The 12,853-nt window shown below is 39.4% G+C and carries 8 protein-coding genes and 1 pseudogene; 2 read left to right on the top strand and 7 right to left on the bottom strand.

Annotation, left to right across the window (positions count from 1 at the left end; all coding sequences use genetic code 11):
* Window positions 1–9: 9 nt before the first annotated feature.
* The 7 genes from B1F84_RS15745 to B1F84_RS15775 form a co-directional block, all read right to left on the bottom strand.
* Window positions 10–621 carry a DsbA family protein gene (locus B1F84_RS15745; RefSeq protein ID WP_131692023.1) on the bottom strand — a complete coding sequence of 204 codons (612 nt, stop codon included), beginning with the start codon at window positions 619–621 and terminating at the stop codon, window positions 10–12.
* A complete protein-coding gene (locus B1F84_RS15750; protein WP_131692024.1) occupies window positions 608–1,714 on the bottom strand; it encodes a GGDEF domain-containing protein in 1,107 nt (368 codons plus the stop codon). The genes B1F84_RS15745 and B1F84_RS15750 overlap by 14 nt, the downstream gene beginning before the upstream one ends.
* Window positions 1,711–3,600, bottom strand: a complete 1,890-nt coding sequence (locus tag B1F84_RS15755; RefSeq protein ID WP_131692025.1) for a methyl-accepting chemotaxis protein — start codon at window positions 3,598–3,600, stop codon at window positions 1,711–1,713. Before B1F84_RS15755 ends, B1F84_RS15750 begins: the two co-directional genes overlap by 4 nt.
* A 191-nt stretch (window positions 3,601–3,791) precedes the next feature.
* Window positions 3,792–5,441: a M1 family metallopeptidase gene (locus tag B1F84_RS15760; protein ID WP_131692026.1), complete on the bottom strand. Its 1,650-nt coding sequence runs from the start codon at window positions 5,439–5,441 to the stop codon at window positions 3,792–3,794.
* A 348-nt stretch (window positions 5,442–5,789) separates the two neighbouring features.
* Window positions 5,790–6,305: an RNA methyltransferase gene (locus tag B1F84_RS15765; protein WP_131692027.1), complete on the bottom strand. Its 516-nt coding sequence runs from the start codon at window positions 6,303–6,305 to the stop codon at window positions 5,790–5,792.
* Window positions 6,302–6,817: a YcgN family cysteine cluster protein gene (locus B1F84_RS15770; RefSeq protein WP_076920211.1), complete on the bottom strand. Its 516-nt coding sequence runs from the start codon at window positions 6,815–6,817 to the stop codon at window positions 6,302–6,304. Before B1F84_RS15770 ends, B1F84_RS15765 begins: the two co-directional genes overlap by 4 nt.
* Window positions 6,818–6,913: 96 nt before the next feature.
* The gene (locus B1F84_RS15775; protein ID WP_131692028.1) at window positions 6,914–8,731 is read right to left on the bottom strand and encodes a DUF885 domain-containing protein; all 1,818 of its coding nucleotides are present in this window, start codon (window positions 8,729–8,731) and stop codon (window positions 6,914–6,916) included.
* A gap of 153 nt (window positions 8,732–8,884) precedes the next feature.
* Between B1F84_RS15775 and B1F84_RS15780 the strand changes: the two are divergent.
* Both B1F84_RS15780 and B1F84_RS15785 read left to right on the top strand, forming a co-directional pair.
* Window positions 8,885–10,080: pseudogene (locus B1F84_RS15780) on the top strand (amidohydrolase family protein).
* A gap of 292 nt (window positions 10,081–10,372) precedes the next feature.
* Window positions 10,373–12,793 carry a TonB-dependent receptor plug domain-containing protein gene (locus tag B1F84_RS15785; RefSeq protein WP_131692029.1) on the top strand — a complete coding sequence of 807 codons (2,421 nt, stop codon included), beginning with the start codon at window positions 10,373–10,375 and terminating at the stop codon, window positions 12,791–12,793.
* Window positions 12,794–12,853 lie beyond the last annotated feature (60 nt).

The following is a 12,853-nucleotide window of genomic DNA, read 5'->3' on the forward strand; positions in this document are numbered from 1 at the left end:
GACTAAAGTTTACAAGTAAGATTGTATTTCAGTTAGGGTTTGTCGCCAATCTGTGTAGTTAATAGCAATAGGGTAAGCGCGATTATTGTGTATTAATACTAAAGACGGAAAACCTTGAATAGGTAAACTGCGAACATAATTAAGCTCATCATCAAAGCGACGCTTAAGTTCGTTCGAGTGTAACTGCTGAGTAAATAAACAGGGATCTAAACCAATTTTTTCGCATAGTTTAATAAGCACGTATTCATCCGATGGATTTTGCGCCTTTAAATAATACGCTTGTTGAATAGCGTCAATCATCTGTGGCTCTTTGTTAAAGCTACGAGCAATTACAGCCGCTCTGCAGGAGGGATAAGTAGAACGGCGCGGTTGGCATTCTCGCCAAAAATTAAAATTAAACTCAGTGCCTAATTGGTTGCTAATGTTTTGCCATATGCCTTGTAGTTGCAACTGCATATCGGCACTCATTGGCTGGTCACTATCAGCCGCTAAACCGCCGACTCTATATTCTATAGGCAGTATATTTGCTAAAGCAGATTCGAGTTTTTGCCAAGTAGGTTTATATCCCCAGCACCAGCTACACATAGGATCGTGCACATAAATAAGCTTATTGACTGACATGCTCGCCATGCGCAAATATGACTTTATTGCGTCCTTGTGATTTTGCCTGATATAAATACTCATCGGCTTGTTTTAATGCACTATCGTAGTCATCAACATGATTAGCTTGTGCAATACCAATGCTGCAGGTTAACGATACTCGTTGTTGTTTATCAGTTAATATTACATGATGTTGCACGCATTCTCTAAAGCGATTAGCCAAAATACTGGCTTCTATGGTGGTCATCTGCGGTAAAATAACCACAAATTCTTCGCCACCATAACGGGCTTTAAGGGCGGTTGCAGAAAATTGCGACTCTAATAATTTTGTAAACTCTATTAGTACGGTATCGCCAAAGTCATGACCATAGGTGTCGTTTAATTCTTTAAAGTTATCTAAATCAATAAGTAAAATAGACAGCGGCAAATAATGCGCTGGCCTTGCAGCAGCAAGCTTTAAAAAATGTGATGTAATAAAACGACGATTAGGCGCCCCTGTAAGCTGATCGGTATACGCGTATTGTTTTTGCTCTAAAGTTACATCGGCAATGGCAAGGTGGCTACGGTGACGAAAATACTCACCGATAAAAGAAAAAACCAGCACTAATGAAAACGCAGCAATAAAGCGGGTTTTTTCTACCACGCCATAAGCGACTTGGCCTATGTCTGGCCCATAAAGTAGTGCAGCACAACTCAATAACATGCTACCACTCAACCAAGCTCCAAATTTTACGCCGAGAATGGCAAATGCGGCAACAGGATAAAACATTAGCCAATATAAGGCGGTGTTTTCTTTACCGCCGGTGTATACCAATGCTAAACACATCAAAAATACAATCATCAAAGTAATTAGCGCGATAGCATTAAGCTGTTTGGTTTTTATAAAATAAACAATACACCCTACAATGGTTACATTTACTGAAACTAACGCGACAGTTAACATGGGCGCATAAACACCATGGTTTGTAATCACTAAATAAGTAATTAACACCAAGGCAATCGTTATCATGGTAAATAACGAAAACACTTGGCGCTGTCTATCAAAGCTATAAACACTGTCAATATTAATTAAACTAAGCCAGTTAGGTTTATTTATTTTTGTTTTATTGATCATACTTTGAATTTTTTAACCATCCGCTCTAAGTCACTAAATTGATGCTTAAGCTTGGTGCACTCTTCTAATGTAAGGTTCAAGTTAGATTGACCTTGCGTAGATAGGTCACTAATAACATGAATATCTGAGTGTAATGATTTAACAACTTGGTTTTGCTCATCAGTAGCATTAGCGACACTATGATTAGCATCCGTTATTTGTTTTATCGCACTAATTATTTGTTTCATTACATCGCCGACAGCATCCGCTTGCTGAACACTTTTTTCACTTTCTTCTAAACTGGTTTTCATCAGCTCAACGGCAGAGCTTGAACCTTTTTGCAGTTCAATCACCGTATTTTCAATTTCTTGGGTTGATTGCTGAGTTCGTTGTGCTAATTGTCTTACTTCATCGGCAACAACGGCAAACCCTCTTCCAGCTTCACCAGCACGTGCCGCTTCTATTGCCGCATTTAAAGCAAGCAAGTTAGTTTGTTCACTTACTCCTTTTATTACCGCTAGAACATTACCGATGTTGGCGGTATGCGAGTCTAAACTATTAATCGTTTCTTGTGCGAGCTCTATATTTTGCGATAGCTGATGGATACTCGATACGTTATTAGTCAATGTTTGCTGATTTTTAGCGCAATATTGATCGGCATCTTTAGCAAGGGTTGAGGCATTACTTGCACTGCTTGAAATTTCTGTTGCGGTAGCAGAAAACTGATTAATTGCCGATGCCACACTGTTAGTACGTTCACTTTGGTCATCATACATAGTTAATGTTGAATCTGTTTGCGTCACCAGTTTAGCAACCGCGGTTTCTAGCAACTGTGTCGAAGACTTAACTTGAACAATTGAATTTTGAATTTTTTCTATAAAAATATTAAATGAATTACTTAACTGACCAAACTCGTCATCGTTCTCAACACTGAGTCGACAAGTTAAATCGCCTTCACCTTGTGCTATATCTCTAATAGCATCATTAAGACGATACATAGGTCGCATTAAATAACGCAGTAAAAACTCCAGTGATGCAACAATCACTAAAATACCTATAATTAAAAAGACAATTGCCTTTTGACCAAACGAAGAAACACTTGAATACGCTTTATCTTTATTGACTACAACACCCAGATACCAATCAACATTTTCAATACCACGAATCTTAGTAAAGGATACCAGCGAGGTTTCACCCGCTACTTGATACTCTGTAAACTCTCTTGCTAACGGTACATTTTTACCAATCAAATCTGCGACTTTTTTTGAATTTAATTTACTATCAGGGTGACTTAATATTTGCCCTTTATTATCAAGTAAGAAGCCATAACCGAGTCCCAAGAAATCAATATCGCCAATAATTTCAGCGATGGTTTGCATATCAATATCTGCTCCCGCTACCCCTTTAAATTGACCATTACTATTAATAGGCGCAACGGCTGAAATTGTCAGTTCGTTGGTGGTCACATCAATATAAGGGGTTGTAAAAGCCGTTGTTGTTTTATTTTCTACTAATTTATACCAAGGGCGACTTGTAGCATCAAAATCGCTGGGGAGCACAACACTTTGATCATTTAAAATAAATGTCCCCGATGATTTACCTATGTAGGTATTTTTAAAATCCCCGGCAAGCTCAGCGGTATTTAATTGCGAAAGCGTTAAAGACTTCGTATCGTTATCTTGATATGTTTTTGCGATAGAGATCACAATCGCCAATTTATTATTGAGCCAACTTGCGATGTTTTTAGAAACCGATTCTGAGTTTTGCTCTAGCACCAGCGACAATTGCTCTTGAGTTTGATGACGCATTGAAAAATAGTTATTAATAGTGAAAACACCTAACACTAAAACTAACACTAATGACGCAGCGATAGTGATTTTGGAGGTGAATTTTAGCGAGCTAAACATAAGTACCTTAAGAATTAATCATTATTACCACTGCCTTTTTAACAAATTTTTAACTGAAAGTCTTAGCAAATATTGTTCAGGCGAGGTTAATAATTAAAAATAATAATAAATAATGAGATTTAAAATCCAAAAAGAACGGTATTTGGTTAAATCTTAAACTTATAACAAGTTGTAATTTAATCTATATAAGCTTAGCTTTGTTGCTGGCATTGACTAATTATAGGTAACTGTCGCAGAACCTTCATCTGTGGATCGATAACGATAATGTCACTTTTGTTAGCATTGATAGTAATGAGTCCATCCACTGGAGTGTGAGTTGTCAACTTCCCGTTTATAGAAATAGGAACCGGCATTTTAAACGCTGTGCCATCTTTTTCGCTGTTACTCCAGCTTAAATAAGCGACTGTATTGGTACGCTCCATGGTTAAACTTGGTAACGCGGCTTGCTTTAGATACACATCAAATAACCACGTATAATCATCGCCCGTGATCCGATTAATAATATCAATAAACTCTTGGCTACTGCGATAACGCGACTCGATTGGGTAACTCAAATTAGCTGTTTGCGTTTGACCATATACTAACTCTCGGGCAGCTTGCCAAAATAACTCGTCTCCAATTAGCCAGCGCAAGGTATGCAGCGTCCATCCACCTTTACCATAAATATCTGCATTAAACGCTTCTTTAGAAGTAACTTTCCCTTGTTTTACAATCGGCTGGCAGTTCTTTAATCCTAAATACGCGGTGTACATGGCGTGGTTATAGGCAGCCTCACCAAATTTAAATAAGCTATAAGCTGGCTGCATATAAAAACCAAAACCTTCGTGTAACCATGCATCATTGAGCTTTTCATGAGTCATTAAATTACCAAACCACTCATGAGCCAATTCGTGCTGAATAAGCCAGTCATAACCACTTGGATCGCGGGTATACCCTTTACCATAAGCGTTAATTGTTTGATGTTCCATACCCAGATGCGGTGTTTCTACAAAGCCTAATTTTTGCATTCCCCAAGGGTAAGGCCCTAATACAGATTCAAAAAATGCGAGCTGTTGATACACATCATCTTTGAGTAGCTTAAGGGCTTTGTGACTGTTTTCAGGTAGAGCCCAAAACTCAACAGGTACCTGCGTACCATTAATACTTTTATAGTGTTGTTGAATACGTTCGAAGGGGCCAATATTTAATGCAATATTGTAATCACTGGCAGGCTCAGATAAAAACCAATCAAATTCAGTTGTGTTATTTTTTAATGGCATTATTTTTTTAAGCACACCATTACTAGCAACACTTAAACCCGTTGGCACTGTGACGCGAATACGCATACTGTCGGCTTTATCGCTAAAGTGATCTTTACAAGGCCAAAATAAATCACAGCCCTCGCCTTGTACTGCCGTCGCTATCCAAGGCTCACCTTGTGCCGTATGACTAAATACAAAGCCACCACTCCACGGAGGGTTAATAGCTTCATGGGGATGCCCCGAATAGCTAATGGCAACTTCAACAACTTCACCTGGGTATTTAGTTTCATACAAATCAATAATAATAACGCCATGCTGATGGCTAAAATTAGCTGCTTGCTTAGCAACAGTGACGTGTTCTATAGAGAACCGGCTATCGAGCTTGAGTTCGACTTGCTGCGTTTGTTTCAGCACTCGAAACATGGTTTTACCTGTGCCGGAAATCTGTTTGTTGCTGGGAAGGACTGTTAACTGTAAATCGTAAAAAATAACATCTGTGGTTTGGGCTATCGCAGATAACGTCTCACCGGTGCTTGCTACTTGCGGATCTAAAGCTGCAGGCTTTGAGTAGCAGCCTGTTAACGAAATGCTTAGTAACATTAGCCAACAGCAGCGAAACAAGTAGCATACTCGGTGCATAAAATGTAAACCTCGTAGTTATAATTTTTTCATTATAATTACATACTTTTACATTTATAGAGTTAAAAAAAGACGAACTGCTTATTTTTCAAGTTAATCAGTTACTTTTTTTTACATTTAACTGGGTCTGTTGACCATTGCGGATTAATGCTTTTTCAAACTAGGGGGCAATTTAATCGCGGCGCGAAGTTGTAACCTAGTGGGCTAGATAAATGCACCTAGGTTATTCTACTGGCATACATCTATATAAGAAGAATTAAAAACCGAGCAAAGCTTCCTCGTCCTGTTCACGCTTAAATTGTTTATAGATTAAGGTTGTTTTTGCCATTTCATTTTATTATTAGTATCGCGTGAGGAAATAATGGTTTCATCGCTGCTTTGAATTCCGCCCAATTTCGCGAGTCGGTCATAAAGAACAACATTACAGGTTGCCGCTAAATTCATACAGCCAATAGTAGGGATATACACCACTTCGTCGCACCATTTTAAAACATCTTTAGGCACAGAGCCGTCTTCTGGACCAAATACATAAAATGCGTTCTCAGGGTGGGTAAACTCAGGCAAGGGTGTAGCACCTTCTATTAACTCTATTACCACTACTTTAGCGCCTTGAGGCTTAATTGAAGCTAAATTGTCGGTGGCGGTTAATGGAATACGTTGCACCACGTTTTTAGTATCAGTATGAAACTTTTGTGCGTTTAGATAACGGTTGCCAGTAAAAAACACCTGCTTTGCGTCATAACAACCTGCTGCACGTAACACCCCGCCCACGTTGGTCGGGCTTTTTGGGTTAATTAAACCAATACTTGCTTGTAGCTTACTCACTCGTTGCAATCCTTAGTTGGCCACTCGGCAATATACAAGTCAAAATCTTCTAATTTTACATCACAATCTTTTACTGTTTTGTCTTTAACAGAAATGTTTAGCTCGTGCATTTTAGTTTTATCGCCGTTATTAAGTAACGGATGCCACGTTGCTAAACCACGCCCTTCATGAAGTCGGCGATAGCTGCAGCTTTGTGGCATAAAAAAGATGTCTTTTAGGTTTTCTTTAGTAAGCTTAACGCACGAAGGGACTAAGGTTTGGCGGTTTTCGTATTCACTACAGCCACAGGTATTGTTATCAAGGTATTGGCAAACAATATTAGTGAATATAAGTTGTTCGCCTTCTCTTAACTGGTCGGTGGCAGTAAAGTCATCTTCGTCTTCACTGTCAATAAAGGTGTTTAAACAACACTTTCCACATCCATCACAAATGGCTTCCCATTCTTGTTGGTTCATTTCATTGAGACTTTTACTAAGCCAAAATTGGGTATTTGCTAATTGTTGATCAAACATGGTGTTCTCGCCCCTTTTAAGAGCGCGCATTCTAACGTATTGCAGCAAAACGCGCAAAGCCAATCCCTAATAACAGTATGGCTTCGCGCGATTTTATTACTGCTGAGACTTAACCCAACGTTTAATTTTTTGCTCAAGAATAGGCATAGGTAATGCGCCATCTATTAATATTTGCGTATGAAACGCTTTAATATCAAATTGCTCACCTAATTGCTGGTGGGCGAAATCTCTGAGCTGTTTAATTTTAAACTCGCCCAATTTGTACGATAATGCTTGCCCTGGCCATGCAATATAACGCTCCACTTCAGCAATAACATCACTTTTTGCCATTGAGGAATTTGCTAACATGTAGTCAATACCTTGTTGACGTGTCCAACCTTTAGCATGAAAGCCTGTATCAAGCACTAAACGCATAGCTCTTAGCTGCTCATCGTTAAGACGCCCATACCACATATACGGATCGGTAAATAAGCCAAGCTCTTTGCCTAAGCTTTCTGCGTATAATGCCCAGCCCTCAGCAAACACCGTGTAGCCGCCAAATTTACGAAAATCGGGCAAGCTTTCCACTTCTTGTTGCAGTGCAATTTGAAAGTGATGACCTGGAGCGGCTTCATGAATAGACAGCGTTTCGAGTAAAAACTTAGGTTGTGCTTTTAAGTTATAAGTATTGATATAAAATATGCCTGGGCGCGAGCCATCAGGAGCGGGCCCCGCATACGACGCTCCCGCAGCCGATTGGGCTCGATAGGCTTCAACAGCTTTTACAACATAAGGTGCCTTAGGCTCAATATTAAATAGCTTTGGTAAGCGAGCGTCTATTTTTGCTTTAATTTGTTCATAGGCGGCAATTAACTCATCAGCCGTTTTGTAATAAAACTCATCTGAGTCGCGTAAGTGATTAAAAAAGGCCGATAAATCGCCTTCAAATCCAACAGTGTTTTTAACCGTTTTCATTTCACTTAAAATTCGAGCCACTTCACTTAAGCCAATCTCATGAATTTCATCAGCAGATAAGCTTAACGTGGTGTTTTTCTTTATTTGGTATTCGTACCACGCTTTACCGTTAGGTAAATCAGCATAACCAACAGAATCGCGAGCATGAGGTATGTAATTGTTGGCTAAAAAGTCGCTCATACGCTGATAAGCAGGTACTAATTTATCTAAAATCAGTGTTTTATACTGCGCTTTTAGCTGTTGCTTTTCATCAGCTGAAAATGAATCGGGAATGGCTTTAATAGGCGAGTAAAAAAGAGAATCTTCAGCGCTTGTAACAACATGCACTTTAAATTGCGGGAGTATTTTTTTTGCTAATGGCATAGGCAATACCACACCTTGTTTAACACCTTGCGCCATCGATTGTTCAACACTTGCAAGCCATTTAACGAAACCTTCGGCACGCTTGATAAATTTTTCGTAGTCGGCAACGGTATTAAAAGGCTGAGCACTTTGCCCTGAACCAAATCCGGCGAAGGTATTATGCGCACCCGACATTTGATTTATCGGTAACAAATAATCTTTATATTGCATACCCTCAAGTTTAAGAGCTAAATCGCGCGATAACACTTCAAAGTTGAGCAGCGCCTGACCGGTGAGTTGGGATTGATCAATCAGCGTTAAGCGTTGTTGATATTTTTTATAAAATGCGGCTTTTTTATCGCGATTAAGCTGCGATATCTCAGGCAAAAATTGATCATCAAATTCATGGCGGCCATTATAGGTAGCGCTTAATGGATTAAAATTCAATGATTCGTCGTAGTACTGAGCAACGAGCACATCTAATTGCTGCTCGGCTGATAATTCGCTTATGACAGTTGCGACTGACTGATTTGTGTTTAATTGCGAGCTGGTGCTCATACAACCACTTAAGGCAAACATAACGCTACTGGCAACCAGTGCTATTTTAATAACTTTCATAAATTCCCTTGTTAGTTTTTACCCGCCAATTATGCGGTTTTAAATGGCTTAAATAAAGCAATTGAGGTGAGTGCTGTTCGTCGCTATATTATTTACTCAGTAGCTTATGGTTGCTACATTCAAATGAATGAAAATAATTATAATGATTAAACCATGAAAAAACATTTACTGACTGCATCAATCGCATTTCTGAGCTTAACCAGCGCAAGTACACTAGCCACAACCTATATATAAGCCAAATTCAATTTAATAAAAAGCCCAAGCTTAGCAGTAATGATGAACTAATAAACCTACCCACACTCACCCTAATGCCAGGATTAATGGACATGCATGTGCATTTAACCAGCGATCCAACCGTGTCTCGTAGTGAGCGTTTAGGCCAATCAGTTCCGCGTATGGCCATTAAAGCCAGCTATTTTGCTAAGCAAACCTTACAAGCAGGCTTTACCACAGTACGTAACTTAGGTGCTGAAGGCTACAGTATTATTGCGGTACGAGACGGTATTAATGCAGGCGATATTATCGGTCCACGCATTTGGGCTGCTGGCCCTTCATTGAGCATTACTGGTGGGCACTGCGATAATAATCGCTTACCTCCAGAGATGAAATATACTGCCACCGGCGTTGCGGATGGCCCGTGGGCTGTGCGTATTAAAGTGCGTGAAAATATTAAATATGGCGCCAATGCAATCAAACTCTGCGCCACGGGTGGGGTATTTTCTAAAGGAACAAAAGTAGGCATACAGCAATACGCCTTTGAAGAAATGAAAGCCATAGTTGATGAAGCACACATGCGTGAATTACCTGTTGCCGCTCACGCACATGGAACTAACGGCATTAAAACGGCCATTAAAGCCGGTGTAGATAGTGTTGAGCATGCTAGCTTTTTAGACGATGAAGCGATTGCGCTTGCAAAAGAGTACGGTACTTGGTTATCGATGGATATTTATAATACCGAATATACGCTGAGCTTTGGTGAGCAAAATGGCGTTGATGAAGAAAACCTAAATAAAGAACGCCTTGTATCAAAAAAACAACGCGATAGTTTTAAACGCGCTGTTGAGGCGGGTGTCAATATGGTGTTTGGTACCGACGCAGCTATTTATCCGCATGGTGATAATGCTAAACAGTTTTCCCGTATGGTTGAATTTGGTATGAGTGAATTACAAGCAATTCAAGCCGCAACCATTAACAGTGCTAAATTATTAAAGGCTGATAAACAGCTGGGTCAAATTAAAACCGGTTTTGCAGCTGATATTATAGCGGTAGAAGCGAATCCACTGAAAAACATTTCTACGCTAGAGCGTATTCCTTTTGTAATGAAAGCCGGTGTCGTTTACAAGCAATAAACCCAATACATCTTTATAAGGTTGAGCTTAGCTCAACCTTAACACTCTTTTAGCGAATGTAGCTAAACTGCCCATTTAATCGTCAATACTTTATTAAAATTCTCTCTTAGTTAGGCCAACTTACTCGTGCTATATCCCGTTCACGACTTTAATTTGCTTGTTTTTAGAACGCCATGCTCAATAAGCAAGCAAATAACTCATAAATAACAAAAAAAATGAACTTTTTATTTAACTTTAAAATGATAACCATTATCATTCGCGCAAATTAACAAATGCGAATGGTTATCAGTTTATGAAAAGATTTCAATACTCTCTCCTCTCTTTAGCGTTTTTAAACGCAAATTTAGCAATAGCAAGCGAGTCACAAGTTAATTCAGATATTGAAAGAATTAGCGTTTACGAGCAACAAAACCGAGTGGTGATGAGTTCAGGTTTAGCCACTAAATCAGATATGTCACTTATGGAAACCCCTGCACCCGTGGTCATTGTTGATAAAGCGCTGATTGAATCACAAGGTATTGATAGTCTTCAGGATGTGATCCGCAATGTGAGTGGCTTAACTCAAGCGGGGAATAACTATGGCATTGGTGATAACTTAGTTATTCGTGGCTTGGGCGCTAATTACACTTATGATGGCATGTATGGCGGCGCAGGCTTAGGCAATACATTTAACCCTACTCGTTCTTTAACCAATGTTGAATCGATCGAAGTATTAAAGGGCCCTGCAACTGGCTTATATGGTATGGGTAGCGCCGGTGGTGTGATCAATCTCATTGAAAAGAAACCCCAATTTAACGAGCAACATACGCTAGAAATAGATATCGGTCAGTGGGATAGTTATTCACTTGCACTCGATAGCACCAATGCAATAACCGATGATTTAGCTTATCGGGTAATGGCCAAAACCGCCTCTAGCGATGGCTTTCGTGATTTAAAAGAGCAGCGCGATGAAATTTATTCGTCTTTAAAATATGTGCTTAATGACCAGCAATCTTTTGTATTGTCTGGGGCATATGTTAAAGATGCTATTGCAGTGGATTCTATTGGCCACCCTATTCGTATTTTTAATAGTGAATCGGTTAACGGTTTAACCGCTGGAGAAGTATCAGGCGCCGATTTAGTTAATGACCCTACAGCAAATGGCATACAATTGAGTGAAGCACAACGAAATGAACTGGCTAATTCGTTGGCAAATAACGATGGCCTGACACCCTTTAACTTTGGTACCAATGGCATAATATCACCGATGGCAAAGGATAACGAAGGTGAAGAGTTGCGTTTTAAATTAGCGCATAACTATTACATTAGTGATAATTTATTTGTTAATCAACAGCTACAGTATCGTAATTACACCTCAAGCTTTGCTCGCCAAACAGGTGCTTATAATTATGTGTACTGGAACCGACGCGGTGTAATTAACCAAGACCCACGTGCACCGTTAGTTGTAGATAATGTATTACACCCTTTTGCAGCCAGACGCCAAGAGTATCGTCAAGTAGAAGCGGATGAAAAATCATGGCAATACTTCTTAGATTTACGTTATGACTTTATGCTTGGTAACATTGAAAACGAACTACTAGTTAATGCCAACTATGAAGATCGTGATATTCGTTTTAAACAGTACTCTATTTACGATGCCGATAAAGTCATTAAAAACAAAGCCGGAGAAGTGATTTACCAAGGTGCACTACCGTACATTTTTGATATGCGTCAACCAAATTGGCCGACAGGTGAATTTGCTGATTATGATCCGCTTAAAACCAGTGATTACAATAAAAAAGTACAAGCTTGGGGCGTAGGCCTTCAGCATGTTGCTTATATTAATGACAAAATCACCACTCGTATTGGGGTTGCTCACAATCGTATTAAACAAAGTTACGAGCACTTTGGAGTTGATCCACGTTATAGCCAAAGCCGCGCAAATCCAACGCCTGAAGCAAACACATCAGACAATGGTTTAACATATAACTTAGGTGCTACTTATCAAGTAAACGCTGATATGGCTTTGTTTTTAAATCACTCAAAAGGACGCACTGCTTACAGTGTTCTTGGCTCTGTTGCTGGTAATGAAGCTGATAGAGAAGACTCAGAATCAGTGAGTAACGATTTAGGCTTTCGATTTAAGGCATTTGATGACCAATTACTGGCATCTATTGTGGTATTTGAAAGTGCCCGCACTAATTTAGAATACGCCAACCCTCTTTATGAAGCCGGTGTGTCAGCACCTAACGTAGTAGAGAGCTTTTTTGATGGCGAAGAACAAACAAAAGGTGTAGAAATTGATTTAAATGCGTATTTGAACGATCAATGGAAAGTTAATATTAACGGTGTTTATCAAGACGCCCGCGATAAAACTAACCCAAACAGCTCAAGTTTTGATACCCGCCAAAAAGGGGTGCCTTATGTAACGGCAAGTTCATGGGTTACTTACTCAGCGGCGTTGTTTGAATTACCTCACGCAGTAGATTTAAGCGCAGGCTTAACATTTGTTGATAAACGCAGTACTAACTCAAGTTCATTCGGTATTGATAATGGCTACGTACCCGCTTATACCGTATATGATGCTGCCGTTAGCTATAAAGCTGATAACTGGCAGATGCAGTTAAACATTAATAACCTGTTTAATAAAAACTATTACTCTAAAGCCATGTTTTTAGGGGGAATGCCAGGTGAAGAACGTAATGCAAAGCTAAGCTTTAGCTATACGCTATAGTTAAATAAAAGCGCACAAACCGAGTTGGTTTGTGCGCATTCATATTTTATTAAATTAAAT

Origin of the sequence: Pseudoalteromonas sp. DL-6 (genome assembly GCF_004328665.1) — a bacterium.
In the GTDB taxonomy this organism is placed as follows: domain Bacteria; phylum Pseudomonadota; class Gammaproteobacteria; order Enterobacterales; family Alteromonadaceae; genus Pseudoalteromonas.